General features: G+C 71.9%; 21 protein-coding genes and 1 pseudogene. 9 read left to right on the top strand and 13 right to left on the bottom strand.

Features of this window, described 5'->3' with window-relative positions; all coding sequences use genetic code 11:
* Positions 1–181: 181 nt before the first annotated feature.
* The gene (locus ACIQWG_RS31595) at positions 182–2,653 is read left to right on the top strand and encodes a SpoIIE family protein phosphatase (protein WP_404101887.1); all 2,472 of its coding nucleotides are present in this window, start codon (positions 182–184) and stop codon (positions 2,651–2,653) included.
* 160 nt (positions 2,654–2,813) lie between these two features.
* On the opposite strand, the gene ACIQWG_RS31590 is transcribed toward ACIQWG_RS31595, so the two are convergent.
* The 5 genes from ACIQWG_RS31590 to tsaD form a co-directional block, all read right to left on the bottom strand.
* The gene (locus ACIQWG_RS31590) at positions 2,814–4,211 is read right to left on the bottom strand and encodes a hypothetical protein (RefSeq protein WP_404101885.1); all 1,398 of its coding nucleotides are present in this window, start codon (positions 4,209–4,211) and stop codon (positions 2,814–2,816) included.
* 238 nt (positions 4,212–4,449) lie between these two features.
* Positions 4,450–5,148 (bottom strand): LuxR C-terminal-related transcriptional regulator, encoded by a 699-nt coding sequence (locus ACIQWG_RS31585; RefSeq protein WP_404101883.1) that lies wholly within the window; start codon positions 5,146–5,148, stop codon positions 4,450–4,452.
* A 129-nt stretch (positions 5,149–5,277) separates the two neighbouring features.
* The gene (locus ACIQWG_RS31580) at positions 5,278–6,183 is read right to left on the bottom strand and encodes an amidohydrolase family protein (protein WP_404101881.1); all 906 of its coding nucleotides are present in this window, start codon (positions 6,181–6,183) and stop codon (positions 5,278–5,280) included.
* Positions 6,184–6,411: 228 nt separating this feature from the next.
* Positions 6,412–6,984 carry a GNAT family N-acetyltransferase gene (locus ACIQWG_RS31575; protein WP_404101879.1) on the bottom strand — a complete coding sequence of 191 codons (573 nt, stop codon included), beginning with the start codon at positions 6,982–6,984 and terminating at the stop codon, positions 6,412–6,414.
* Positions 6,984–8,033: a tRNA (adenosine(37)-N6)-threonylcarbamoyltransferase complex transferase subunit TsaD gene (tsaD, locus tag ACIQWG_RS31570; protein ID WP_404101877.1), complete on the bottom strand. Its 1,050-nt coding sequence runs from the start codon at positions 8,031–8,033 to the stop codon at positions 6,984–6,986. Before tsaD ends, ACIQWG_RS31575 begins: the two co-directional genes overlap by 1 nt.
* Before the next feature lie 57 nt (positions 8,034–8,090).
* Here tsaD and ACIQWG_RS31565 point away from each other — a divergent pair.
* Positions 8,091–8,574: pseudogene (locus ACIQWG_RS31565) on the top strand (cobaltochelatase subunit CobN); the annotation flags it as partial.
* Here the strand turns inward: ACIQWG_RS31565 and ACIQWG_RS31560 are convergent.
* On the bottom strand, positions 8,544–8,939 hold the full coding sequence (locus tag ACIQWG_RS31560; RefSeq protein ID WP_404102516.1) for a Fur family transcriptional regulator: 396 nt from the start codon (positions 8,937–8,939) through the stop codon (positions 8,544–8,546). The pseudogene ACIQWG_RS31565 and the gene ACIQWG_RS31560 sit on opposite strands and share 31 nt — an antisense overlap.
* A 185-nt stretch (positions 8,940–9,124) precedes the next feature.
* Between ACIQWG_RS31560 and ACIQWG_RS31555 the strand changes: the two genes are divergently transcribed.
* The gene (locus tag ACIQWG_RS31555; protein ID WP_362754896.1) at positions 9,125–9,766 is read left to right on the top strand and encodes a superoxide dismutase; all 642 of its coding nucleotides are present in this window, start codon (positions 9,125–9,127) and stop codon (positions 9,764–9,766) included.
* 145 nt (positions 9,767–9,911) lie between these two features.
* Here ACIQWG_RS31555 and ACIQWG_RS31550 read toward each other — a convergent pair whose 3' ends face one another.
* The 5 genes from ACIQWG_RS31550 to ACIQWG_RS31530 are packed head-to-tail and all read right to left on the bottom strand — an operon-like array spanning position 9,912 to position 15,462.
* On the bottom strand, positions 9,912–10,769 hold the full coding sequence (locus ACIQWG_RS31550; RefSeq protein WP_404101875.1) for a class I SAM-dependent methyltransferase: 858 nt from the start codon (positions 10,767–10,769) through the stop codon (positions 9,912–9,914).
* Entirely contained in the window at positions 10,766–12,034 is a 1,269-nt protein-coding gene (locus ACIQWG_RS31545; RefSeq protein ID WP_404101873.1) for an MFS transporter, read from the bottom strand. The genes ACIQWG_RS31550 and ACIQWG_RS31545 overlap by 4 nt, the downstream gene beginning before the upstream one ends.
* On the bottom strand, positions 12,031–12,975 hold the full coding sequence (locus ACIQWG_RS31540; protein WP_404101872.1) for a JmjC domain-containing protein: 945 nt from the start codon (positions 12,973–12,975) through the stop codon (positions 12,031–12,033). Before ACIQWG_RS31540 ends, ACIQWG_RS31545 begins: the two co-directional genes overlap by 4 nt.
* A 22-nt stretch (positions 12,976–12,997) precedes the next feature.
* Positions 12,998–14,290 (bottom strand): TfuA-like protein, encoded by a 1,293-nt coding sequence (locus ACIQWG_RS31535; protein ID WP_404101870.1) that lies wholly within the window; start codon positions 14,288–14,290, stop codon positions 12,998–13,000.
* Positions 14,287–15,462, bottom strand: coding sequence for a YcaO-like family protein (locus tag ACIQWG_RS31530; RefSeq protein WP_404101868.1), 1,176 nt, complete (start codon positions 15,460–15,462; stop codon positions 14,287–14,289). Before ACIQWG_RS31530 ends, ACIQWG_RS31535 begins: the two co-directional genes overlap by 4 nt.
* A 349-nt stretch (positions 15,463–15,811) precedes the next feature.
* Between ACIQWG_RS31530 and ACIQWG_RS31525 the strand changes: the two genes are divergently transcribed.
* The 5 genes from ACIQWG_RS31525 to ACIQWG_RS31505 are packed head-to-tail and all read left to right on the top strand — an operon-like array spanning position 15,812 to position 22,572.
* Positions 15,812–16,798 (top strand): ABC transporter substrate-binding protein, encoded by a 987-nt coding sequence (locus tag ACIQWG_RS31525; RefSeq protein ID WP_404101867.1) that lies wholly within the window; start codon positions 15,812–15,814, stop codon positions 16,796–16,798.
* 8 nt (positions 16,799–16,806) lie between these two features.
* On the top strand, positions 16,807–17,925 hold the full coding sequence (locus tag ACIQWG_RS31520) for a FecCD family ABC transporter permease (protein ID WP_404101865.1): 1,119 nt from the start codon (positions 16,807–16,809) through the stop codon (positions 17,923–17,925).
* The gene (locus ACIQWG_RS31515; RefSeq protein WP_404101863.1) at positions 17,922–19,058 is read left to right on the top strand and encodes an ATP-binding cassette domain-containing protein; all 1,137 of its coding nucleotides are present in this window, start codon (positions 17,922–17,924) and stop codon (positions 19,056–19,058) included. The genes ACIQWG_RS31520 and ACIQWG_RS31515 overlap by 4 nt, the downstream gene beginning before the upstream one ends.
* A complete protein-coding gene (locus tag ACIQWG_RS31510) occupies positions 19,052–20,785 on the top strand; it encodes an ABC transporter ATP-binding protein (RefSeq protein WP_404101861.1) in 1,734 nt (577 codons plus the stop codon). The genes ACIQWG_RS31515 and ACIQWG_RS31510 overlap by 7 nt, the downstream gene beginning before the upstream one ends.
* Complete coding sequence (locus ACIQWG_RS31505) at positions 20,782–22,572, top strand: ABC transporter ATP-binding protein (protein WP_404101859.1); 1,791 nt, start codon at positions 20,782–20,784, stop codon at positions 22,570–22,572. Before ACIQWG_RS31510 ends, ACIQWG_RS31505 begins: the two co-directional genes overlap by 4 nt.
* Before the next feature lie 106 nt (positions 22,573–22,678).
* On the opposite strand, the gene ACIQWG_RS31500 is transcribed toward ACIQWG_RS31505, so the two are convergent.
* Positions 22,679–23,839, bottom strand: a complete 1,161-nt coding sequence (locus tag ACIQWG_RS31500) for a magnesium and cobalt transport protein CorA (protein WP_404101857.1) — start codon at positions 23,837–23,839, stop codon at positions 22,679–22,681.
* Between the two features lie 264 nt (positions 23,840–24,103).
* Here ACIQWG_RS31500 and ACIQWG_RS31495 point away from each other — a divergent pair, with 264 nt between their 5' ends.
* Positions 24,104–25,198, top strand: a complete 1,095-nt coding sequence (locus tag ACIQWG_RS31495) for a winged helix DNA-binding domain-containing protein (protein WP_404102514.1) — start codon at positions 24,104–24,106, stop codon at positions 25,196–25,198.
* A 14-nt stretch (positions 25,199–25,212) separates the two neighbouring features.
* Here ACIQWG_RS31495 and ACIQWG_RS31490 read toward each other — a convergent pair whose 3' ends face one another.
* Entirely contained in the window at positions 25,213–25,860 is a 648-nt protein-coding gene (locus ACIQWG_RS31490) for a LysE family translocator (protein ID WP_404101855.1), read from the bottom strand.
* Between the last annotated feature and the right edge of the window lie 175 nt (positions 25,861–26,035).

Genomic DNA, 26,035 nt, shown 5'->3' with positions numbered 1-26,035 from the left:
CTCCCTCCCGGGGTGCGGGTTGCCCACTCCGGAGGGCGGATCCGCCGTCCGGCCGCCGCCGGCTTCGGGTCCTGACCTCGGCTCGGGTCGGGTCGACCCGTCGGCCCGTGCACATCCGGCGGACTAGCAGGAACATGGTCGTGTAGAGGACGGGACCCCCAGGGACGCTGCGTGAGGACCGATGGATGCTCCGCGAGAAAGGCCCGATGTGCCCACGTCCGCAGCACCGCGCGCGCTCTTCGACGCGTCCAGCGACGCGGCGGCGGTGGTGTCCGGACGCGGTGCCGTGCTCGGCTGGACGAGGGCCGCGGAGGAACTGCTCGGCTTCCCCGCGTCGGAGATCGTCGGCGGGTCCGCCGCGCGGCTGCTGGCGATCCCCGGTGACCCGGTCCGCGCCGCCGGTGTCGCCGAGCGCTGCCGGGCCGGCATGGGGTGGAGCGGGCACGTTCCGTTGCGGCACCGCGACGGCGGCCGCGTCGACGTGGACCTGCGGGTCTCCGCGTCCTTCCGGATGGGCGCGGACGAGTGCTTCCTGATCTCCGCGCGTGACCAGCGGCAGCCGTGGGCGGTGGGTGAGTCCGTCCTCGACGGCTTCCTGACCCGTTCCCCGGTCGGCATGGCCGTGATGGACACCCAACTGCGTTACGTCTGGCTCAACGACACCCTGGAACGCTTCGGCGGCGTCCCCCGCGAGCAGCGCCTCGGCCGCCGGCTCAGCGACCTGCTGCCCGGGCTCCAGGCGGACACCCTGGAGGGCCTGATGCGCAAGGTCCTGGACACGGGCGTCCCCGTCACCGACTACGAGTACGTGGGCTGGAGCTGGGCCGACCCGCGCCGCCAGCACGCCTACTCCACGTCGTTCTTCCCGCTCGTCGACGTCGACAACTCGACCACCGGCGTCTGCTACATGGTCTCGGACGTCACCGAACGCTGGAACGCCCGCCAGCTGCTGTCGCTGGTCAGCGAGGCCGGGACCCGTATCGGTACGACTCTCGACGTGCTGTGGACGGCCCAGGAACTGGCCGACTTCGCCGTGCCCCGGTTCGCCGACTTCGTCTTCGTGGACCTGCTGGAGCCCGTGCTCAGCACCGAGGGCCACGGCACATGGCTGACCGACGCGGGCCCGGCGCCCGCCCGACCGGTGATGCGCCGGGCCGGTCTGAGCTCGGTGCGCGAGGGCACCCCGGAGGCCGTGGCCCGGGTCGGGGAACGGGTCGACTTCGTTCCCCCGCCGCACGACGCGCACCTGCTCGTCCACGGCGATCCGATCCTCATCCCGGCCCTCGACCCGTCCGACAAGATATGGGTCGCCGAACAGCCCGCTCGAGCGGCCAGCATCCGCGAGTTCGGTCTGCACTCCCTGATCTCCGTGCCGATGCGCGCCCGCAACACCGCCCTCGGCCTCGCCACGTTCATCCGGTCGCTCAACCCCGTCTCGTTCCAGCCCGACGACGTCCTGGTGGCCCAGGAGCTGGTGGCCCGCGCGGCCCTCTGCGTCGACAACGCCCGTCGCTACACCCGGGAACACACCGCCGCGGTCACCCTCCAGCGCAGCCTGCTGCCGCAGGCCCTGAAGGGCGGTACGGCGCTGGAGGTGGCCTCCTCCTACCGGCCGGCCGACCCGACCGGCGGCGTGGGCGGCGACTGGTTCGACGTGATCCCGCTGTCCGGCGCCCGGGTCGGACTCGTCGTGGGCGACGTCGTCGGCCACGGCATCACCGCGGCGGCGACCATGGGCCGGCTGCGCACCGCCGTACAGACCCTCGCCGACATGGAGATGCCGCCCGACGAACTGCTGGCCCACCTCGACGACCTGGTGCTCCGGCTCAGCGAGGAACGCACCGACGGCGACCCGGGCGAGGCCGCCCAGCGCGGCACGGCCGGCTTCCTCGGCGCGACCTGTCTGTACGCCGTCTACGACCCGGTCACCCGGCGCTGCACGATGGCCCGCGCCGGGCACCCGCCCCCGGTCGTCGTCGCGCCCGACGGGCAGGTCTCCTTCCCCGAACCCCCGCCCGGACCGCCGCTCGGCCTCGGCGGGATCGCGTTCGAGGCAACCGAGATCGAGCTCGCCGAGGACAGTCTGCTCGGCCTGTTCACCGACGGCCTCGTGGAAGCCGCCGACCGCGACATGGAGCACGGCATGTCCCAGCTGGGCGAGTTGCTGTCCCGCCAGGACCTCGACCTCGACACCCTGTGCTCGTCGGCGGTGGGCGAGCTCGTTCCCGCCCCGCAGCCCGACGACATCGCCCTGCTCCTGGCCCGCACCCACGCCCTGGGCGACGAGCACGTCGTCTCGTGGGAGGTGCCCGTGGACCCGGCCGCCGTCGCCGACGTCCGGGCCCGCGCGACCCGCCAGGTTCAGGCGTGGGGCTTCGGCGAACTGGCCATGACGACCGAGCTGATCGTGAGCGAGCTGGTCACCAACGCCATCCGCTACGCCGAACCTCCCCTCCGCCTACGGCTGCTCCGCGACTCCCGCCTGACCTGCGAGGTCGCCGACGCCAGCAGCACCGCCCCGCGCCTGCGCCACGCCCGCAGCACGGACGAGGGCGGACGCGGACTGTTCCTGGTGGCCCAGCTCGCCCACCGCTGGGGCGCCCGCTACACGGCCGGCGGAAAAATCATCTGGGCCGAGCAGGAGATCCCGTAGGCGGACCGCAGCTCAGTGGCGGGCGTCCGCCGGAGCCCCTCGCACGCCGGGCCGTGCCGCACCGGGCCCCGTCCCCTCCCCGACAGCGGTGATGCCGGGCCCGGACCGTCCGGGCCCGGCATACACCTGGGCTGCACCAGCGAGGATCAGGCGCTCCTGGTCACCACTCCTTCTCCTGGTGCTTGGCGTGGGTGTCCTTCTTCGGGTGGTCGGGCTTCTTCGGGTGGTCGGGCTTCTCCGGGTGGTCGGGCTTCTCCGGGTGAGCGGGCTTCTCCGGGTGGGCGGGCTTCTCCGGGTGGGCAGGCTTTGACGGGTAGTCAGGCTTGCTCGGGTGGGCGGGCTTCGAGGGGTATTCGGGCTTGACCGGCTTGGACGGGTACGCCGGCTTGGACGGGTACTCCGGCTTGACGGGCTTGGCCGGGTAGGCGGGTTTCGCCGGGTATTCGGGCTTGACGGGCTTGCTCGGGTAGGCGGGCTTGGCGGGGTATTCGGGCTTGACCGGCTTGCTCGGGTACGCCGGCTTGGACGGGTACTCCGGCTTGACGGGCTTGGCCGGGTAGGCGGGCTTCGCCGGGTAGTCGGGCTTGACGGGCTTGGCCGGGTAGGCGGGCTTCGCCGGGTACTCAGGCTTGACCGGCTTCGCCGGGTACGCGGGCTTGGTGGGGTAGTCAGGCTTGACCGGCTTCGCCGGGTAGTCGGGCTTGACCGGGTAGGCAGGCTTGGCCGGGTAGTCGGGCTTTACGGGCTTCGCCGGGTAGTCAGGCTTGCTCGGGTAGTCCGGCTTGACGGGCTTGGCCGGGTACGCAGGCTTGGTCGGGTACTCAGGCTTGACCGGCTTCGCGGGATACTCCGGCTTGGCCGGGTAGACCGGCTTCGCGGGGTACGCGGGCTTGGTCGGGTAGTCGGGCTTGACGGGCTTGGCCGGGTAGGCGGGCTTCGCCGGGTACTCAGGCTTGACCGGCTTCGCCGGGTACGCGGGCTTGGCGGGGTAGTCAGGCTTGACCGGCTTCGCCGGGTACTCAGGCTTCGCCGGATACGCGGGCTTCGCCGGGTACTCAGGCTTCACCGGCTTTACCGGGTAGGCGGGCTTCTCCGGGTACGCAGGCTTCTCAGGGTGCGCCGGATACGCGGGCTTCACCGGCTTGGCCGGATAGGCCGGCTTCTCCGGGTGGACCGGCTTCACAGGATGCGCAGGCTTCTCCGGGTACGCAGGCTTCTCCGGGTGGACCGGCTTCTCCGGGTGCGCCGGGTAGGCCGGCTTCACGGGGTGCGCGGGCTTCTCCGGATGTGCCGGGTAGTCGGGCTTGACCGGCTTGGCGGGGTGCATCGGCTTGGCGGGGTGCACCGGCTTCCCCGGGTGGACCGGGTGGACCGGCTTCGCCGGGTACGCAGGCTTCGGCGCATGCGCGGGCTGGGCCGGCTTGTGCGGGTACGGCGGGTGTGGGGTCGCGTGGTCATCGGCGTAGGCGGTGCCCCCGCTCGCCAGGGCGGCTGCGGCGAGCGCGGCGGCCATTGCGGCCGGCGCCAGAACAGATCGCCATCTCGGCGATGTCGTCATCTTCCACTCTCCTCGACTTGGTTCAAAGCCTCGTGACGGCTGGTCAGCACCAAGAGCCGGACAGTGGAATGCATAGGAAATCGGCTGATATGAATAACGCGGCGACGGTCATAAGCCACCGGATGGTGTAGCGCGGGGAGGCCAGTTGGCCACGCGCACCGACCCGGTCGGCGGCACGCCGGCACTGACGGTTCGTCACCAACCGGACCGGCGAAGGCGCCACCTTCGAACCGCGGTGTCAGGCCGCCGGCCGTACCAGCCCGGTCTCGTAGGCGAAGGTCACCGCCTGGACGCGGGCGCGGGCGCCGATCTTGGTGAGGATGTTGCTGACGTGCGTCTTCACGGTGGTCGGGGCGATGGACAGCCGCTCGGCGATCTCGGCGTTGGACCAGCCGGAGGCGACGGCGATCAGGACGTCCCGCTCGCGCCCGGTGAGCGTGTCCAGCCCCGACGCGTACGGCCGGCTGCGCTCGCTGCGCTGTTCGCGGACGGCGTCGATGAGCGCGCGGGTCAGGGCGGGGGTGACGACGGCGTCCCCGGCCGCCACGACTCGGACGGCCGAGGCGAGTTCGTCGGGCGCGGCGTCCTCCAGCAGGAACCCGTCGGCGCCGGCGTGCAGGGCGGCGTAGGCGTACTCCTCGTGGCCGGCCGGGGTGAGCACCAGGATGCGAGGGGTGTGCGGACGCGTCCCCGCGGGTTCCAGGGCGCGCGGCGGACGCTGCCGCCCGGCGATGTGGCGGACGACGTCGATGCCGTCCGGCGCGCGGAGCCTGCCGGCCAGCAGAACGACGTCGGGACGCAGCGCGGCGCTCATCCGGACCGCCTCGCCGCCGCTCGTGGTCTCCCCGGCGATGTCGATGTCGGGTTCGGCGCCCAGGAGCATACGCAGGGCGAGGCGCTGGAGAGACTGGTCGTTCACCACGAGTACGGAGACCATGCCTGTCTTCTTCCTGATGGAGGCGGGTGGCGGCCTGCCCAGCGGAACGAAACGGTTTCGTTCACCAATCTAGCGTAGCTCCCGTAAAGGCGAAGTAGGCGACCGGTCAGGACTGCGCCCCGACCCCTCTCACAGGCCGAACAGCCGCACCCCGTTGTCGTGGCACACCGAGCGCAGCCAGTCGTCCCCCAGTTCCAGCCGCTCCAGGGCCACCAGCTGGTGGAGGTAGGGGTAGGGGATGTTGGGGAAGTCGCTGCCCAGCAGCATGCGGTCGCCGAGGGCGGCCAGCCGGGGCAGGGCCCGCTTCGGGAACGGCGCGAGGCGTTCGCTGAAGTCGGTGAAGGTCATCGTCGTGTCGAGCCGGACCTCGTCGTACCGCTCGGCGAGGTCGAGGAAGTCCTCGTACTCGGGCAACCCCATGTGGGCGATGATCAGGCGCAGCCGGGGGTGCCGGGCCAGCACATGCGCCACCGGACCGGGGCCGGTGTGCTTGCCGGGCATGGGGCCGGAGCCGCAGTGGATCACGACCGGTGTCCCGGCGTCGGCCAGCAACCCCCAGGTGGAGTCGAGGAGTTCGTCGGCCGGGTCGTACGCCCCCACCTGCACATGCGCCTTGAAGACCCGCGTACCCGCCTCGATCGCCGTGCGCACGTAGGTCTCGACCCCCGCCTCCGGGAAGAGGGTCGAGGTGTGCAGGCAGTCCGGGGTGCGGCGGGCGAAGTCGGCGGCCCAGCCGTTGAGCCACTCGGCCATGCCCGCCTTGTGCGGGTAGAGCATCGAGGTGAAGGCGCGCACGCCGAGGTCGCGGATCACGGCGACCCGCTCGGCCTCCTCGGCGCGGTAGGTGATGGGCCACTCCACCGCCCCGCCGGTCAGCTGCCCGAGCGAGTCGAAGTACTGCCACACCTTGTCCAGCACGCGCTCGGGCATGAAGTGGGTGTGCACGTCGACGAGCCCTGGCAGCCCCAGCTCCCGCCAGAACCGCCGCACCGCGACCGCCTCGTCGGCCTTGCTCCCGGCATCGGCGCTCGTCATTGGGTCGCTCGTTCGTGCGGTGTCATGGGGGAGATTCTCCCCAGGCCTCCCGGGGGTCCCGCAGTCGGGGGCTCCACGAGGTGGCCCCTCAGAGCCAGTCCCGCCGCTCGAAGATCGGGTCGGGTGTCGGAAGCGGGGCACGGGGGACGGCGCTGTGGCCGCACTCGGCGAAGTGGTCGAGGAAACGGCGGCGGATCTCGGTGGTACGCGCGGTAGGACTCCGGATGCCTACAGGGGTTGGGCGGCCAGGGACCGGGCGGGGTGACGGGGGCTGAGGAAGACGACGATGCCCTTGCCGTCGGGGGACGGGTGGGTGGCCTGGGTCCAGCCCTGGCCACGGTAGAAGGACATGGCCCGGGTCGACTGGACGGAGGTCAGCAGCCAGGAGCGGCCGTTGGGGGCGTCCTCTGTCACCGCCGCCAGCAGCTCTCCCGCGAGACCGGTACCGCGTGCCTCCGGTCGGACGGCGAGCTCGTCTATCTCGCGCGAGCCGCACAGCCATTCCTCGGTGTGCCGGGAGCCGAGGCCGGCGGCGGCCTGTGGGTAGCAGCGGTCGGTGGGGAAGGGGGCGGGGGTGGTCCAAGCGGTGCAGAAGCCGATGACCTCCGACGAGCCGCCGAGAGCGAGCGCGGCGGTGAATCCGGGGCGGCGTGCGTTCACCGGGAGCCGTCCGACGAACTCTTCCGCCTTCTCCTCATCCTCGTTCCAGGGCGGGACGCAGAAAGCGTCGACGTACACGGAGCGCAGGGCGGTGGTGTGGGCAAGGAAGTCGGCGTCGCCCTTGAAGACGTGGATGCTCATCAGGCCGCACCCACCAACGAGGCGGCCGGCCGCAGGGACGCGTACTCCAGGGGCGCCGACGGGTCGATCGACACGTCCAGCGGCGCGGGCTCGGCACCGGCGCGTACGAGCAGGTCGCCCACCGCGGCGATCATCGCGCCGTTGTCCGTGCACAGCCTCAGCGGCGGCACCCGCAGCTCGATGCCGGCGGCCCGGCACCGCTCCTCGGCCAGCGACCGCACCCGCGAGTTCGCGGCGACCCCGCCGACCACGACGAGCGTGCCGACCCCGTGCTCCCGGCAGGCCGCCACCGCCTTGCGGGTCAGTACATCTGCCACGGCTTCCTGGAGCGAGGCGGCACCGTCGGCGACCGGCAGCTCACGCCCGCCGTGTCGCTCGGCCCAGCGGGCGGCGGCCGTCTTCAGTCCCGAGAAGGAGAAGTCGTACGAGCCCGGCAGGGGGCGGGGGAACGAGACGGCGCGCGGATCCCCCGCACGCGCCACCCGGTCGATGGCCGGACCGCCGGGATAGGGCAGCCCGAAGACCCGGGCGACCTTGTCGAAGCACTCTCCGGCCGCGTCGTCGAGGGTGTCCCCGAGGTGGACGATCGGATCGCGGACGAGGTCACGGACGAGGAGGAGCGAGGTGTGGCCGCCGGAGACGATCAGCACCATGCAGGGATTCGGCAGCGGCCCGTGCTCCAGGGTGTCGGCGGCGACGTGACCGGCGAGGTGGTGGACGCCGTACAACGGCACGCCCAGCGCGTACGCGATGCTCTTCGCCCCCGCCACGCCTACCTGGAGCGCCCCCGACAGTCCCGGTCCGGTGGTCACCGCGACCGCTCCGATGTCGGACAACCGCAGCCCGGCCTCGTCCAGCGCCTGTTGGACGACCGGCCGCAGGGCGTGCAGGTGCGCCCGAGAAGCGATCTCGGGGACCACGCCGCCGAAGCGGGCGTGCTCGTCCATGCTCGACGCGAGCGCGTGGCCGAGCAGCCGTCCGTCCCGGACCAGCCCCGCGCCGGTCTCATCACAGGACGACTCGATGCCCAGCACGATCCGAGAGCCCATGGCCACCCCTTTCCTGCACCTTCAAAGCTATTGCAAGTAGTGTGCAATAAGAGCCGCAGGATGTGTACCCGAGCAAGGGTGTGCTGGTCATCGCCCAAACGCCGCGCCACCACCCGTACCTTCGGCTCCCGCCCCGGCACGTACGGCGCCGACCTGCTCCAGCTCATCGACTGCCGCGGCTGGCGCACCGACGCCGAGACCTCGCCGAGGTCTACACCGTCCGGGGCGGCTACGCCTACGGCCGCGAACTCGACGGCCGCTCGGCTCGCGAGGAGATGGAGAGACGGACAAGCGCATCGCGGTCGCCGCGAAGAGCACCGACACGCGTGAGCACGACATCGCCGATTCCGACGACTACTTCCGGGCCCGCGTCGTCAACCCCAAGTGGATCGAGGCGATACGCCGCCACGGCTACAAGGGCGCCTCCGAACTCGCCGCTACGGTGGACTACTTCGGGACCTTGAGGGCGGCGACTGAGACTTTCGGAGAGGCGCTGGAGTCGCTGGAAGTTCAGGCGCCGGCACTGCATCCGGCGCACCGGCCATAGACCAGCAGTGATCCCGACGCGTCCGGCCGTAGCCCGGTCAGCTCCTCGATCCGGCCCACCGCCTCCGTCAAGTGGTCCGTCCCCAGTGCCGCGACACGCCCGCACCGCCGACACACGGTGTGGTGGTGGGGCTCTCCGGTGAGGCCGTAGCGCATCGGACCGGGGCCCGGCACGGCGTGCACCAGCCCGACGGCCGTGAGGGTCTCCAGCGTCCGGTAGACGGTCGTCGGGTGGATGGCCTCTCCGGCCGCCGCCAGATGCGCACAGGCTTCCCCGACGGAGAGGTGGTGGTCGGAGGCCCGGAACAGGGCCAGTATCCGCAGGCGGCCCGGCGTGCACCGTAGTCCGTGCCGCCTCAGCAGGGCACGAGGTTCCGGCGGTGCCGTCGTGTGTGGCTCATCGCGGGTCTGTTGCGACAGTGAGAACGCCCCCTGGTCTGCGACGCGACCGTGGTCCTAGGACCAACGCCTGATCGGCGAGCGGCCATAATTGCTGTTAGCGTGCAACTGCACATCAGTGGCAATTATGTCGGAGGACGTTGGACATGGCGGTTTACACGCTCCCGGAGCTCCCCTACGACTACGCGGCGCTCGAACCGGTCATCAACCCGCAGATCATCGAGCTGCACCACGACAAGCACCACGCGGCGTACGTCAAGGGCGCGAACGACACCCTGGAGCAGCTCGCCGAGGCGCGGGACAAGGAGTCGTGGGGCTCGATCAACGGCCTGGAGAAGAACCTGGCCTTCCACCTCTCCGGGCACATCCTGCACTCGATCTACTGGCACAACATGACCGGTGACGGCGGCGGCGAGCCGCTGGAGAAGGACGGCGTGGGCGAGCTGGCGGACGCCATCGCCGAGTCCTTCGGCTCCTTCGCCGGCTTCAAGACGCAGCTCACCAAGGCCGCGGCCACGACGCAGGGTTCGGGCTGGGGTGTGCTGGCGTACGAGCCGCTCAGTGGCCGGCTCATCGTCGAGCAGGTCTACGACCACCAGGGCAACGTCGGCCAGGGCTCGACCCCGATCCTGGTTTTCGACGCCTGGGAGCACGCTTTCTACCTCCAGTACAAGAACCAGAAGGTCGACTTCATCGACGCCATGTGGGCCGTCGTCAACTGGCAGGACGTGGCCAAGCGTTACGCCGCCGCCAAGGAGCGCGGCGACAGCCTGCTGCTCGCCCCGTGACGCCGTAGCCGCGTCGTGGATGGGACGTCCTGCTCGTGATCGTCTTCTCAACCTTCACTTGCAGGCGGTAGGACGAAGGGCTCCTGCGAGGACGTGACTCGTGGGAGCCTTTCGGTTTCCTCGCGACAGCTCGTCGGGCCGTGGCTCAGCTGCGAGGAGCGAGCACCAGGATGTCGGTGTCGACCCGGCCCGCCTTGTCGTCGCGGGCGACGGCGGGGACGCTGTCGACGACCTCGAACCCTGCTGCGTGGGCATGCGGTTCGAGCGTCCGGCGGGTCCACAGGCGTTCTCGGACAGCGGCGAGAGACGCGATCGGCTCGCCGTCGTCGCGGATGCCCTCGGGTGCGAAGAGAGTGCGGGAGAAGTACGGGCCGGCCGGGTCGTGACGCAGGGCGGCGAACAGCAGGTGCCGTCTGCCCTCGTCGTCGGTGTAGTCGGTGGCCACGACGCCGTTGCGGCCGACGTAGGTCGTCAGCGCGGCCTCCGTGAGGACGGCGAAGCAGAAGACGCCGTCCGGTGCGAGCAAGGACCGGACCCGGTGAAGGAGACCGGTCAGCGCATCGGCTTCGGCGAACATGTTCACCGAGGTGTCGCCGAGCACAGCCGTCAGGTATCCGTCGCCCACATCGCCGTGGGTGTCGAACAAGTCCTGGTGCACGACCCTTGTACGAGCGGCGAGTTCGGGGTGCTCCGTCAGATGGGCGGCCAGTCGGGTGGTCGCGGCGCGCGAGCTGTCGATCGCCGTGACGGAGAGTCCCGACGCGGCCAGGGCGAGTGCCACTCGGCCCCTGCCGCACCCGATGTCGAGCACGCGGCCACCCTGTCGCTCGGCGATCGCCGTGAGGTGGTCGGTGTCCCAGCTCTTGGCGGCGTTCTGCTGGTGCAGGTAGGGCTCGAAGGGATCGTCGTAGAAGTCGGTGACGCGCAGGGCGGGCAGACGGTCGAGGAGATGCCGGAACGGGGGCAGACAGAGCTGCCGGATGTCGTCGCGAACTGGGGTCACGGTCGTTCTGCCACCTTGTCGGGCTCGGGCTCGGAGTCGGAGTCGGAGGAGGGCTCCCGGGCGGGGCCGGTCCTCGTCAGCGCCGCGTAGACCACGGTGAGGACAGTCAGGGCACCGGCGGCCAGCCACAGGGGCGCGCGTAGTCCGAAGGCGTCGGCGACGGCCCCTCCGGTGATCGCTCCGAGCGGCACGGCGGCCATCGAGAAGGTGCGGTTGGCGCTGTTGACGCGGCCGAGCAGCCCGGCGGGGACGAGGCGTTGGCGCAGGGTGACCGACAGGACGTTCCATACGGCGAAGGCGGCGCCGGTGCCGCCCCAGGCGAGCGCGGCCAGGGCCGGGGTCGGGAAGGCGGCCAGCGCGAGGTCGAGTGCGGCGGTCACGGCGATCGCCGCGATCTGTAGGGCACGGCGGTCGAAGCGGCGGACGAGTGCGGGCGTGGCCAGGGCACCGGCGACGCCGCCGATCGCGCCGACGGCGAGCATCACGCCGTAGCCGGTCTCCGACACGCCCATCGGGCCGCGGGCCAGCAGGACCAGAGTGGCTTCCCAGGCCATGGTGAAGAAGGTGAGCGCGGTGCCGGTGAGGACGATCGTGCGGACGTAGTGGGCCTGCCACAGCCAGCGCATGCCGGCCACGGCATCGGTGAGGACCGTGCGTACGACGCGGCCTTCGGACACGGCTGGGGTGACCGGGGTGGGCGCGGTGGTGCGCAGGCGGGCCAGCAGCAGTACGCCGAGGGCCATCGCGAGGGCGTTCAGGCCGAAGGGCAGGGCGGGGGAGAGGGCGAACAGCAGACCGCCCAGGGCCGGTCCGGCGAGGTCCTGGCCGACGCGTTCGGCGGTGATCAGCGCGCTGTTGGCCTTCTCCAGTTTCTCGTCGGCGACGACGCGGGGTACCAGGGACTGGGCGGCGTTGTCGTAGGCGGCCTCGCCGATGCCCAGCAGGAAGGCCAGCACGTACAGCAGGGTCATGGAGCGCAGGTCGGCCAGGAGAGCCACGGCCAGGGCCGCCAGGAGCGCAGTGCGTGCGGTGTTCGCCCAGACCATGAACCGCTCCGGTCGGCTGCGGTCGACGAGGGCGCCGATCGGCAGGCCGAAGAGGAACCAGGGCAGGAAGGCCACCGCGGTCAGGGCGCTGACCGCGAACGCGTCCCGGGTGGTGGCCGCGGCCAGGAGCGGCAGGGCCACCATCCGGATGCCGTCGCCGACGTTGGAGAGGGTGGCGGCGGCCAGGACGCGGGTGAAGCGGTTGTCGGCGGACGTCACCGGGGCGGCTCCGAGGCGCGGGTGTGAGCCAGGGCGGCGGCGAGGCGGCGTCGGGGCGCGGGCTCGGGCAGGGTCGCGTGGCGCTCGACGATGCCGGCCGCCAACTGGTCGGTGTCGACGGTGTCGAGGAAGGCGCGCAGGAGCGCGAGGCGTTCCTTGGCCTGGCCGGCGACGGTGTCGGGCGTGTCGGCGAAGCGCCACGGGAAGGTCTCGCGCAGTGCGGGTTCCGCGGCCGCCGCCTGGTCGAGGAGCTCGTGCAGGACATCGGCCCACATGGGCGGTGTGTCACCGCTGAAGGTGATGTGGATGGACTCGCTGTCGGTGGTCCAGGCATCGTGGACGACGCCGCGCGGGATGTAGAGCGACTCGCCGGGGTGCAGGTCGAGTTCGGCGATGACCGGGGTGTCGTACCGCTCGCGAGGCGCGGGCAGGGTGCGCGGCCACTGCACGGGGGGTGCCTGGAGGCGCCAGTGCTTCACGCCGTGCACCTGGCGGACCAGGACGGACATCGGGTCGTAGTGCGGGCCGGCGCCGCGCGAGTTCGCGGGGGTGAGGTAGGCCCCCGCGGAGGTGAAGAACCCGAGCTCGTTCGACAACTGCGCGCAGAAATCGGCCACTTCGGGGCTGTAGCGCACCAGTCCGCGCAGGACCACGGTCGCGCCGCGTTCCACCTCCCGCAGCACGGCGTGCGGGTCGGCGACGCCGTCGGCCTGGCCCGCTCCGGTGCCGGTGCGGTGGGTGAAGCGGGACGCGGGCACATAGCCGCCGTCGCTCATCAGCCGGACGTAGGGGATACGCAGGCCGCGGTTCACGATGAGGTCTTCGGCCAGGTCCGGCCCGAAGACGTCGTCGAAGCCGCCCAGGTCGCGGGAGTGCAGCGGGCTCGTCTCCCAGGCTTGTCGCAGGGCGTCGGTGTCGCTGACGAGGCGGTGCAGAGCCATGGCGCTCACTCCTGTTCGTGGTTCAGTCGGCCAGCAGCCGCAGACGGGGCGGATCGGTCAGGCCCAGGTGCGGGGCGAAGCGGGCGGCCCGGGTGGTGAGGTCGTCGACGCCGGTGAAGCCACGGTCGTAGAGGGCTGGGACGAGCGAGGCGGTGTTCCAGCGGCGCAGACAGTGCCGGTGCAGGGCCGAGTGGGAGACTCTGTGGAGGGGGTAACCGCGCTGTGTCAGCTGGGTACTGAGCTCTTCCGCTTCGGCGATCAGTTCTCTCAGCCGACCGGCGCCCGGCGTCGCTCGGACGGCGTCCGCGAGGACGGGCAAGGGCATCAGGCCGCAGGACCAGCGGTACGAGCGGACCAGGACGCGGGCGAGCACGGCGTCATCCGAGGCCGGTGCCTCCTCGTCACCCAGCCACATCCCGTGCTCTGCGGACAGGAGTCCCCGGTGGCGCGCGGTCTTGACGGCACGGCTCTCCAGCAGCCGGACGTCGTCCTCCTGAACGCCGGTGAGGAGGCGCAGCACGGTCCGCCGATGCAGGGCGGGATAGTCGTCGGCGTAGATCTGCGCGGCCGTCACAAGGGTGAGGGTGTCGGCATCGGCGGTGCGCCGCCAGTTCTCCATGTGGACGGTCGTCGGTACGGGGAGGGGTTCAGCAGCGGGCGGCGCCGGGTCGCGGGCCAGGCGGGTGAGCAGGGCATGGGCGTCCTGGGCCTTGACGTCCCAGGTCGCCGCGGGGCCCGCCACGGCCGTGCGTACCGTCTCGGTGGTCTGCGGGGACACGCCCTCGGCACGTTGGAGAATGCCCCGCCAGGTGCGGGAGGTGAAGGGAAGCTGTTCGGCGGCGGCTAGCAGGCGCACCTCGTCGTCAGCGGTGACGGCGCCTCGCCGTACCAGGCGGCGCAGTGCCACGCGGACCGAGACGAGGGCGACGGTCAGCGCACGGGATCCGGCGTCCGGTTCGGTGTGCACGAGGGCGACCTCGTCGTCGCGTTCGAGCAGTCCGGTGGCGTACAAGCGATGCACGATCCCGCTGCCCGTCATGCCGTACGGGCCGAGTTCCGCCGCCCGCAGCGCGCCCATGCTGGCCGCCCCGTACACGGCCGCCCCGCGTGCGATGACCTCGCAGATCTCCTTGTGCCGTACGGACGCCGACTGGAAGAACTGGCCGTCCAGGACGACCACCCGGTCGCCGGGCCCGGCCGGAGACGCCGTCAGGTCACCGTGCCGCACCGGCGGGTGGACCACCGCGTCCGGCAACAGGGCCCGTACGGCGTCAGCGTTCAGGGAGGGCCCGGCGTAGACGTGGGTGACGCTCATGCCGTATCGCCGCCCGTACGGGGCCTGCCCGTGCTCGCGCTGACATCGGAACGGTCGTCGAAGGCCAGGCCGGGGGCGATCACCTTGACGACGGGAATCGCGGTCGGGCTGGGCAGGGTCACACGGATCGGCTCGGTGCCGGTGCGGTCGGCGATCAGCGTGGCGAGGGTGCGTATGTCGGTGTCGAAGTCACCCGTGGTCGGGGCCGCCCACCAGGTCGTGGTGTGTGTGCCGAGGTCCTCGATGGCCCGGATACGGCCGTCGGAGGGGCGGTAGAGCAGCGGTGGGAGGTCGTCGCGGGCACCCGTGACGGCGGTCAGCCGGCTCTGGGCGGCCTCGGTCAGCGCACGGCTCAGGGCGATGGCCGGGTCGAGGTGGCAGCCGGCGCCGGTGTAGGTGACGGGGTGGTCCTCGGAGCGGATGCGTGCCTCGAAACAGGCAGGATGCCGCTCGGCGACCACGACCTCGACGGACACCTGAGCCACGGCATAGAGGTCGAGGAGACTTCGGCAGTCAGGGTCTTCGACGGAGTCGAGGTCGAGACGGGACCAGTCGCTTCGGGGCCGGGCGCGCAGCCGGGCCAGGGAGTCCCGTTCGCACAGTTCCGCGAGGGCGTGCGCGGTCGCCTCGGCGAGGGTGTTTCCGGAGGCCAGGCCGTTGCTGGTGGTGCGGAACAGCGGAGGCGTCCACTCGGCGCGGTAGGTGTGGTCGAGGCGGACGGCCGGCTCCGGTACCGGAATCGACGCGCCGCTCAGCAGGCCCTCACCCGCCAGCCAGGGCAGCGGCAGACCGTCGTGCAGCAGTGACCCCTCGGCCAGGTCGAGCCGGGTCAGGCGGTACGGCAGGTCAAGCGAGGCCGCGGGGCGGGGAGTTGACGGGGACGGCAGGTTCTCGGCGTGCCAGAGCTCGATCGCCTCCATCGCGGCCGACACGCGGGCGGCGTCGGACGTGAGTCCCTTGCCCTGAGAGACGGAGACGGTCCGCGAGGCCGGGCGGACGGCCTGGAAGACCGGGATGCCGATGTCGTCGAGACCGGTCACGTCGGCCACGCGAGTCACCCCGTACTGCCGGAGCTGGGGCCGGATGCGCTGCCAGGTCTCCTCGGGTGCCACCGCCCGGTGTGTCCCTCGGTGGTAGCCCTTGGCCGCCGTTCGGGCGCCGGTTGCCAGCACCGTTCCGTTCCCCCCGTCGGTCCGGATGGCCCGGGTGGAGCCGGGCGGTGTGGGTGGGTGCGGGGCGACGCCCATGGAACGGACGCTGTCAGGCGTGGCGGCGCTCCCGCACCCGGCTCATGTCGGCTGGGCCGATCAGGTGTGGTGCGCCACGCTCACCACGGTCTCCTCTTCGGTCTCCTCGACCTCGAAGACTTCAGCCAGTTCCTCGGTGGAGTACTGCATGCTGCACCTCCTTCCCCGGTCGGAGGTCCCCCGTACGGGGCCCCTCGACCGTCACTCTGGCTGACGCTTCACATTTCTGCAAGGATCTCGTTGTTGCAAGTACTGTGCAATAAGGGGGACTTGAGTGGCAGGAGTTGTGGTCCGGCGACTGGCGGCGGTCCTGGTGGCGGCCGGTGTGCTGGCGGCCTGTGGGGCGGAGTCCGGCACGAGTGACAGCGCGAAACAGGCTGAGGCATCGGGATCCGATGTCCGTATCGAACGGTGCGGGGAGGACATACGGCTGGAGCGGCCCGCCTCGCGTGCCGTGACGCTCAATCAGCACGCCACCGAACTGGTGCTGGCCATGGGGCTCGGCGACCGGCTGATCGGCAGCTCGCTGCTGGACAATCCGGTACGGGCCGATCTGAAGTCCGCCTACGACAAGGTGCCCGTGCTGTCGGAGAAGGCGTATCCGTCGAAGGAGTCGCTGATCGGCCTGGGGCCTGACGTGCTCATCGGTGGGTTCGGGCCGACGTTCAGCGAGGCCAACGGGCTGCCGCCGGACCAGCTCCGCTCCGCCGGGATCGGCCTGTTCACCATCCAGTGCAAGGGGCAGAAGCTCACCTTCACTTCGCTCACCGACACCGTCACGGCCCTCGGCACCCTCTTCGGCGAGCCGGACGCCGCCCGGCAACTCAACACCCGGCTCACCGATCAGTGGAAGGACGTGAAGGAGCAGGTCAAGGGAGCCGATCCGGTCGACGTGCTCGTCTTCGACTCCGGGCAGACCGCTCCCACCGTGGGAGGCGGGCAGGGCCTGGCCAACACCCTGGTCACGACGGCCGGCGGGCGCAATGTCTTCTCCGACCTGAAGTCCGACTGGGGCGAGGCCAGTTGGGACGAGGTCGTACGTCGCGACCCCGACGTGATCCTCGTCGTCGACTACTTCACGGCCGGGAACACCGCACAGGACAAGATCAAGCAGCTGCGGTCCGACCCCGTGCTGAGGGATGTGACCGCCGTGAAGGACAACCGCTTCCTCGTCGTGGGTCTGACGGGACTCGGCGCGCTCAGCCCGCGCAACCCCGAGGTCGCCGCCGACATCGCCGACGAGCTTCACCCACAGGGGTGAGGAGCGCGATGGCCGCCACGGCCCCGGCCGGAGCCGGAATCGCGAAACGGACGCCCCCGCCCACCGTCCGCCGGACGGCCACCCGATGGCTCCTGCCGGTCCTGATCGCCCTGCTGGCCGGCGGGGTCGTGGCCGGGGTCGCCCTCGGCCCCTTCCAGGTGCCGGTCGGCGCCCTGCTGCGGGTTGTCGCCGCGCACCTGGGCGGCGACGAGGTGACCGGGGCGGACGTCCGCTACGACACGATCGTGTGGCAGATACGGCTGCCACGGGTGCTGCTCGGAGCCCTGGTCGGGGCGGGCCTGGCGATGGTCGGCACGGTGTTGCAGGCACTGCTGCGCAACCCGCTCGCCGACCCGTTCGTCCTGGGCACCAGCTACGGCGCCGGGGTCGGCGCGGTCACCGTCACGCTGGCCGGGGCCGGTGTGGCGGGGGTGTACACCCTGTCCACGGGTGCCTTCGCCGGCGCGATGGCCGCGACCGTCGTGGTTTTCGCCGTCGCGCAGGCCCACCGCGGCACCGGAGCGGCCCGGTTGCTGCTGGCCGGCGTGGCGGTGTCCTTCGTCGGGCAGGCCGTCACCAACGTCCTGGTGATGATCGGCGACGACACCGGCGGCCAGGCTGCCAGGGCGGTGCTGTTCTGGCTGCTGGGCGGGCTCGGTGGGGCACGTTGGACCTCGCTGACCCTGATCGCCGCCCTGACCGCGCTCGCACTGCCCTTCCTGCTTCTGCGCGCCCGGATGCTGGACGCGCTGATGCTCGGCGAGCAGACCGCCGCGAGCCTGGGGCTGCGCCCGGCCCGGCTCCGTACCGAACTGTTCATGGTCACAGCGCTGTTGACGGGGGCCATGGTGGCCGTCAGCGGGGCGATCGGCTTCGTCGGCCTGATGATGCCGCTGTTCACCCGGCTGCTGCTGCGCACCGCCGAGAACGCGCGCGTCCTGCCGGTCGCCGCGCTGGCCGGGGCCGTGTTCCTGGTGTGGGCCGACCTCGTCGCCCGCCTCGTGCTCGCCCCAGCCGAACTGCCCGTGGGCGTGGTCACCGCACTGTGCGGCGGCCCGGTGTTCCTGTGGTTGCTGGTACACCGGGGCGGCGCACTCGCCGGGCCCGGCGGGGGAGGAGCGCAGTGACCGCGTCCGAAGCGGCCCGCTTGACGATCGGTGGGCTCCACGCCCGCCTGTCCGGCGTGACCGTCCTGCACGGCGTCGACCTGCGGGCCGAGCCCGGCGAGCTGCTCGGTGTCGTCGGCCCCAACGGGGCAGGCAAGTCAACGCTGTTGCGCTGCCTGTACCGAGCCCTGACCCCCGAGTCCGGCACCGTCCTGGTCGACGGCCAGGACCTCATGGCCATGGACCCCGCCACCTCCGCCCGCCACACCGCCGCCCTGCCGCAGGAGTCCGAGCCGGTCAGTGGGCTGCGGGTGCGTCGCGTGGTCGTCCTCGGCCGCACCGCCCACCTGAGCGCCTGGCAGACGCCCAGCGCCCGGGACCACAGGATCGCGGAGGAGGCGCTGGCCCAGGTCGGTGCGTCGGCTCTGGCCGACCGGGACATCGCCACCTTGTCCGGCGGCGAACGCCAACGCGTCCTCCTGGCCCGCGCCCTGGCGCAGCAGCCCCGTGTACTCGTCCTCGACGAACCCCTGAACCACCTCGACATACGGCATCAGCTGGACGCGCTGATCATGGTCCGCGGACTGGGCATCACCACCGTCCTGGCCCTCCACGACCTCGACCTGGCCCTGCGCTACTGCGACCGGCTGTGCGTGCTCGCCGACGGAGCGGTCGTGGCCGCCGGACCGCCGCGCGAGGTGCTGCGACCGGCCTTGATGGCCGAGGTGTTCGGGGTGAGGGCACGGCAGGTGGAGATCTCGCCGGGGGAGTACTCCCTGTGGTGCGAGCCTCTGGAACCGGCGCCGGATCTGGATGCGCCCGATGTGACTACGCCGGGCTCCGTAGCCGCGGATCTTGCCGCTCGGGGTCAGCACGCTCAGGACCTCGCCGCCCGGGGCCCGGTGACCCCGGACCTGCCGGCGCCGGACCGGCCGGCCCCGGACCCGGCCGCCCCGGATCTTGCCGCTCGGGGTCAGCACGCCCCGGACCAGGCTGCCCAGGGCACGGCGACCCCGGACCAGGCCGCCCCGGACCAGGCCGCCCCGGACCAGACCGCTCGGGACCCGGCCGCCCCGGATCTTCCCAACGGGGACCTGACCGCCCGGAGTCTGACCGCCTCCTTCGACCCTTCCGAGGAGGAGCCCGCGTGCTGATCTCCCTGCTCCACCACGCCAGACCCGGGCGCCGCCCGCTTCTCCAGAGCGTCGCCGCGGGCGTCGGCGTGTCCGCCTGCTACGTGGCCCAGAGCCTGCTGCTCACCCTCGCCGTGGCCCGGGGACTGCGCGAGGACTTCACCGGCGCCGTGTGGGCCTGTTGCGGTGCCCTCGCCCTCGTGGCCGTACGCGCTCTCCTCGTCTGGGTCCGCGAGGTCACCGCCGCCCGCGCCGCCGAGCGTGTCAAGACCGATCTGCGGCTGCGCCTGTACCGCCACTTGCTCACCCTGGGCCCGGCGCACGTGACCCGGCAGCGCACCGGGGCCGTCCTGACCACGCTTCAGGACAGCGTCGAGGCCCTCGACAGGTTCGTCAGCATCTTCCTGCCCCAAGTCCTCGTCTCCGTCCTCGGCGGACTCGGCATCGTCGCCGTCCTCGCGGTGATCGACCCTCCGGTCGCGCTCCTCGTAGCCGTCACCGCCGTCCTCGCGGCGGCCGTGCCCAGGCTGCTGCGGCACCGGATGCGCCGGATGCTCACGGACTTCATGCGCGGCTGGCGCGGCCTCAGCGCCGATTACCTCGACGCGGTCCAGGGCCTGCCCGCCCTCAAAGCCGTCGGCGCCGAGGGACACTTCGGCACCCGGCTGTCCCGTAGCGCCTGGGACTTCTACCGCTCCTCGCTGCGCTTCACCCAGATCGGCACGATCTCCGCGGGCTTCGTCGGTTTCTTCGCCGCCCTGGGCACCGCCGCCGCGGTCGGGCTCGCCGCGTGGCAGTACGCGTCCGGAGACCTCTCCGTCACCGCCGTCTTCGCCGTACTGCTGCTCTCCCGCGAGGCGTTCCGCCCGGTCACCGAGCTGATGGCCGCCTTCCACGCGGGCCAGGCGGCACTTCCCGCCGACGAGGCCATCCGCGAATTCCTCGCCACGAAACCCGTCGTCCCCGACACGGGCACCACTCCACCCGCCCGCACCGGCGCCCCGCCCCACCTGGTCTTCGACGACATCACCTACACCTACCCCGGCCAGGAGCACCCGGCCGTCGACCGCGTCGGCCTCACCCTCGAAGCCGGTACCACCACTGCCGTGGTCGGCCCGTCCGGCGCCGGCAAGTCCACGCTCGCCCGACTTCTGCTCCGCTTCGCCGACCCGGACCCCGGAAGCGGCCGCATCACCGCCGACGGCGTCGACCTGCGGGCCATGCCGCTGGCCGACTGGCACGCCCTGATCGCGGTCGTCTCCCAGGAGGTGTTCCTCTTCCACGGGAGCGTCCGCGACAACATCGCCTTCGGCCGTGCGGACTCCGCCCCGGAGGACATCGAGAAGGCGGCCCGCGCCGCGCACGCCCACGACTTCGTCACCGCCCTGCCCGACGGCTACGACACCGTCATCGGCGAACGCGGCCTGCGCCTGTCCGGCGGCCAGCGGCAACGCCTCGCCATCGCCCGCGCCCTGCTCGCCGACGCCCCGCTGCTCATCCTCGACGAGGCCACCTCCAGCGTGGACATCGCCGCCGAGCGCGCGGTCGTGGACGCCCTGGACCGGCTCCGCGAGGGCCGCACCGTCCTGGTGATCGCCCACCGCCTGTCCACCGTCGCCGACGCCGACCACCTGGTCGTCCTCACCGAAGGCCGGGTGGCCGAGGCCGCGCCCCCTGACCAACTCCTGGCCCAGGGCGGCGCGTACGCCCGACTTGTCGCGCGCCAGCGAGAGGGAGCCGCCCGATGACCACCAGTGTCCTGCCCGAGGGACAGGGATCGGCCCTGCGCACGCTCCTGCGCCCGCACCGCCTCCGCCTCGCCGCGGCGATCGCCTGCGGGCTACTCGACCAGGCCCTCTCCCTCACGGCCGCCCTCCTCGGTGCCGCCCTCGTCGGTCGCGCGCTGAACGGCACGCCGCCCGACGACCTCCTCCCCCAACTCCTGCTCCTGGCCGCCCTGGTGACCCCCAAGGTCCTCGCCGCCTGGGCCGAGTCCTACCTCGCCCACGACCTGGCCTTCCGCGTCCTGGCCGAACTCCGCGACCGCTGCTACCGGGCCCTTTCCGCCCTCACTCCCGGCTACCTCCTGCGCCGCCGCTCCGGTGACATCGGCGCCACCGCCATGGCCGACATCGAGCTGCTGGAGCTGTTCTTCGCGCACAGCCTCAGCCCGCTCGTCGTCGCCGCGTCCGTGCCCCCGGCCTGTCTCATCGCAGCCTTCGCCGTGGACCCGTTGCTCGGCGCCGCCCTCCTCCCGGCCGTGGTCCTCATGGCCACCGTCCCGTTCTGGCTGCGCCGCCGCTCCGCCGATCAGGGCCGGCGCATGCGCGAGGCCACCGGAGAGGCCGCCGCCGAAACGGTCGACGCCGTCCAAGGGCTCGCCGAGACCCTGGTCTTCGCCCGCCAGGAGCACCAGGCCGACCGCCTGCGCACCGCCACGGAACGGCTGGGCCGCACCACCCGCGCCCACCGCTCCCGCGGCGGCGTCGAGAAAGCGGCCGGGGACGCCATCGCCGCCATCGGCCTGATCGCCGTACTGCTCACCGCACTTGCCCTCGTCGACGCGGGCACCCTGCGCTCCGACCAGGTCCCGGTCGCCGCGGTCCTCGGCGCCTTCGCGTTCCTTCCGCTGATGACCCTCGTCGACACCTGGCGCGAACTCGCCGCCATCCGCGCCGCGGCCGTCCGCCTCACCGAGATCGTCACCGCCGAGCCGGACGTCACCGACCTCGCGAGCGACGAACCCGCTCCCACGGAGCGCATCGACTCCACGGTCACCTTCGACGACGTCCGCTTCCGCTACCGCCCCGAACTCCCGGACGCGATCGGCGACATCACCTTCACCCTTCCCGCCGGCACCACCGTCGCCCTCGCCGGACACTCGGGCGCGGGAAAGAGCACCTGCGCCTCGCTCCTCCAGCGGCACTGGGACCCGGCCGCCGGTTCGGTCACCATCGGCGGCCACGACCTACGCGCCCTGCCCTTGCCCCAACTCCGGCGCCTGGTCGCCGCGGTCCCCCAGGACACCTACCTCTTCAACCTCACGATCAGCGACAACGTCCGCCTCGCCCGCCCCGATGCCTCTGACGCCGACGTCGAGAAGGCGGCCCGCGCCGCCCACGCCCACGACTTCATCACGCGTGAACTGCCCCACGGCTACGACACCCTCGCCGGAGAACGCGGCGGCCAGCTCTCCGGCGGCCAGCGCCAGCGGATCGCCATCGCCCGCGCCCTCCTCGCCGACACCCCGGTCCTCGTCCTCGACGAGGCGGTCTCCAACCTGGACGCGGAGAGCGAGGCGGAGGTCGACCGGGCCCTGCGCGCCGCCCGCACCGGCCGCACCACCCTCATCGTCGCCCACCGCCCCTCCACACTCGCCACCGCCGACACCGTCGTACTCCTCGAAGAGGGGCGGATCGTGGACGTGGGCCACCACCAGGAGCTGCTCGCCCGTTGTCCGGCCTATGAGGCGCTGCTCAACCGGGAGACACAGGGGACCGAAGACAAGCGGCCGCCCGAGTTCCACGACCGCTGACCACGGCAGTTGCCTGGCGCCACAGTGGCGGGGCTCCCCATGCACTCTGTCAGCGCCTGCGATCGGCGTCGCATCCCCGCACGGCATCGCCTTTCGCGGCGATTACTCAGAGCCAGTCCTTGCGCTTGAAGATGACGTACAAACTGGTACATACGGCGACCATGAGGAGCACGGCGAACGGATATCCGAACGCCCAGTGCAACTCGGGCATGTGATCGAAGTTCATGCCGTAGATCGTCCCGACCAGCGTCGGCGCGAACAGGATCGCCGCCCACGACGAGATTCGCTTGATCTCCTCGTTCTGCTCGAACCCCGCCTCCGCCAGCGCCCGCATCTCCGCGTTCTGCTGCTGGGTGACCAGCGTCGCGTTGACCGTGAGGATCTCGGTGAGGGCCTGACGGAAACCGTCGACGCGTTCGCTGGTGTGGGTGACGTGGTCGGCCACGTCCCGCAGATAGCGCTGGAGTTCCTCGTCCGTGCCGTACTTGGAGAAGCCCGCCATCAGGCCGTGCAGCATGCCGACGAGCGGGCGGGTGGCGCGCTGGAACTCGACCATCTCACGCGAGAGTTCGTAGATACGGCGGGACACCGCGGGGTCGCCGCGGAAGACCTCGGTCTCGATCTCGTCGATGTCGATCTGGACGCCCGCGACCACCGGTTCGTAGCCGTCCACCACCGCGTCCAGTATCGCGTAGAGCACCGCTTCGGGGCCCAGCTTGAGCAGCTCCGGCGTCTCCTCCATGCGCCGGCGCACCGCCGACAGATCGGGGGCGGCACCGTGGCGCACGGTGATCACGAAGTCGGGGCCGACGAACACATGCAGCTCGCCGAAGTCGACCTCCTCGGGCGCGTCCAGATAGCGGGCGGCACGCAGCACCACGAACAGCGTGTCCCCGTAGCGCTCCAGCTTGGGCCGCTGGTGTGCCTCCATCGCGTCCTCGACGGAGAGGGGGTGCAGATCGAACTCGGCGGCCAGCGAGAGCAGCTCCGCCTCCGTGGGGCGGGCCAGCCCGATCCAGGCCATGCCGGACGGCTGCTCGCGCAGCTCGCGGAAGGTCTCGGCGAGGGTCGCGGGACTGGACACGCGCACACCGTCCCGGTACAGCGCCGCCTGCACGACGCTCGCCACCTCCGCCGGTTCCGACGCGGCGGGCGGCGCCGTGGGTGCGGGCGGCGGCGGCTCCGGTGGCTGCTGCGGGGTGAGGGCTCGGCGCCAGGCGGACTTCACCGGGTTCTTCGAGGCGGGGCGGGCACGTCGCTCGGACATCGCGGCTGCCTCCCGATCGGACGACGAGTGCGTGATCACGGAGCAGGATATACGGGGCGAATGACATGCGGTGGGGCGGGCGGGTCGATCCGGGATGCGAAGAGGGGTCGGAGATGCGGACCGAACCTGTCCGCAAGCCCCTCTAGCGTGCGGAGCATGACCCAGCGGACCATGGCGAGGACAGCGCGGACGCAGACGTCGGCGGCGAAGACGGCGACAGCGACGAACCCGGCCACACCACCCCGGACGAAGGCGGCGAAGGCGATGACCAGGACGGACCCGGTCCTCAGCACCCGTGCCCTCAACCGCGCCACCCTCGACCGCCAGCTCCTGTTGCGACGCTCACCGATGTCCGCCCTCGCGGCCGTGGAACATCTGGTCGGGCTCCAGGCGCAGGAAGTCAAACCGCCGTACTACGCGCTCGCCGCCCGTCTCGACGGCTTCACGCCCGAGGCGCTGTCCGGGCCGCTCGCCGACCGCTCGGCCGTCCGCATCGTCACCATGCGGTCGACGATCCATCTGCACACCGCCGACGACAGCCTCACCCTGCGCCCCCTGGTGCAGCCCGCTCGGGACCGCGAGATCAACTACTTCCGCAAGGGCCTGGTCGGCGTCGACCTGGACCGGCTCGCCGACATCGCCCGCGACCTGGTCGAGACCGAGCCCCGCACCATGAAGCAGCTGCGCGAGGCCCTGGGCGCCGAGTGGCCGGACGCCGACCCGCAGTCCCTCGCCGTCGCCGCCCGCTGCAAGCTGCCCCTCGTCCAGATCACCCCACGCGGGCTGTGGGGCCGCAGCGCCCAGGTCACCCTGACCACCGCCGAGCACTGGCTGGGCCGCCCCGCCGAGCCCGCCGCCGCGCCCGACACCGCCGTCCTGCGCTATCTGGCCGCCTTCGGGCCGGCCTCGGTGAAGGACATGCAGACGTGGTGCGGCCTGACCCGGATGCGCGACGCCTTCGAACGGCTGCGACCCCGACTGCTCACCTTCCGGGACGAGAACGGCGTCGAACTCTTCGACCTCCCCGACGCCCCGCGCCCCGACCCGGACACCCCGGCGCCGCCCCGCTTCCTGCCCGAGTTCGACAACCTGCTGCTCTCCCACGCCGACCGCACCCGGGTCGTGCCGCCCGCGAACCACGGCCGTACCTGGCAGGCGAACACGGTCTACTGCCCGTTCCTCGTCGACGGCTTCCTCGCCGGTGTGTGGCGGATCCTCGACGACGCCCTCGTCATCGAGCCCTTCGGCCAGCTCACCAAGCCCGAGCGGGCGGCGGTGACGGAAGAGGCGGCCCGAATGCTCCAGGTCATGCACCCGGACAGCGCGTACGACATCCGCTTCGGGACCGTCATCCCGTAGTGGTGCGCCGGTCCTCAGTCCGCCCGGCCGGTCACCGCCACCGTCACCCCGAGCCCGATCATGGTGAATCCGCCCGCTCCGCCGATCAGCGACAGCCGCCGGTCCGAGCGGGCGAACCAGGATCGGGTCGCGGACGCGGTCAGTCCCCACAGGGTGTCCGTGACCAGGCCGATCAGGATCGGGATCAGGCCCAGCACCAGCATCTGCAAGGGGACCCGGCCCGCCGACTGATCCACGAACTGCGGGAGCACGGCGGCGAAGAACACGATGCCCTTGGGGTTCGTGACGCCGACCAGGGCACCGTCGAGGACCGTACGCAGGTCGCCGCGGGCAGGCCGCGCCGAGGCCGGTCCGGTCGCCGACAGACGCAGTCGCCCGCGATGCCGGAAGGCCTGCACGCCCAGGAACACCAGATAGGCCGCGCCCGCCAGCTTGATCCCGAGATAGATCGCCATGGACCGCTCCACCAGCGAGCCGATGCCCACCGCGACCGCGACCACCAGCAGATACGAGCCGAAGACATTGCCGACGGCCGTCGCCACCGCGGTGCGGCGGCCGTGTGCCAGCGCCCGTCCGATGATGAACAGCACACTGGGGCCCGGGATCAGGATCACCAGCAGCGACATGGCCGCGAAGGCCAGCATGCGATCGGCGGACACCATGTCCCTCACCTCCGTACGATTCCGGCCATTCAAACCGGAGTCGTGCGGACATGGATAGGGGGCGGGGGGGGGGGGGGGGGGGGGGGGGCGCCCCCCCCCCCCCCCCCGCCCCCACCCCCCCCCCCCCCCCCCCCCGCCGGCCCCCCCCCCCCCCCCCACCCCCCCCCCCAACGGG

Origin of the sequence: Streptomyces sp. NPDC098781, from assembly GCF_044759995.1 — a bacterium.
Lineage (GTDB): Bacteria > Actinomycetota > Actinomycetes > Streptomycetales > Streptomycetaceae > Streptomyces.
Note: the sequence above shows the minus strand (reverse complement) of the source record. Positions and strands in the feature narration are given on the sequence as shown.